The organism is Streptomyces smyrnaeus (assembly GCF_017676345.1).
GTDB classification, from domain to species: Bacteria; Actinomycetota; Actinomycetes; order Streptomycetales; family Streptomycetaceae; genus Streptomyces; species Streptomyces smyrnaeus.
Genome location: NZ_JAFFZM010000065.1, coordinates 1 through 349, shown reverse-complemented (window position 1 = coordinate 349; position 349 = coordinate 1). Strand labels below are relative to the sequence as shown.

1 protein-coding gene is annotated in these 349 nt (G+C 65.6%); it reads left to right on the top strand.

Going from position 1 to position 349, the window contains the following annotated elements; all coding sequences use genetic code 11:
* A partial coding sequence (locus JW613_RS35490) for a transglycosylase SLT domain-containing protein (protein ID WP_209215315.1) occupies positions 1-349 on the top strand: 349 nt, incomplete at its 5' end.

Sequence of the window (349 nt, the reverse complement as noted above, 5' to 3'; positions counted from 1 at the left end):
CGAGAAGAAGGCTGGTGGCAAGGAGTACGCGGACAACCTGGACGGGTGGATCCGCGAGGCCCGCGCCATCATGAAGGAGCACGGCATCCCCGGCTCCTACGAAGGCATCAAGCGCAACATCATCCGCGAGTCGGCCGGTGACCCCAACGCGGTCAACGACTGGGACATCAACGCCAAGAAGGGCACCCCCTCCAAGGGCCTCCTGCAGGTGATCCAGCCCACCTTCGACCGCTACCACGTCGAAGGCACCCCCGACGAGCTGACCGACCCGGTCGCCAACATCGTCGCCGCCTGCAACTACGCCGCCGACCGCTACGGCTCCATGGACAACGTCGACTCCGCCTACTGA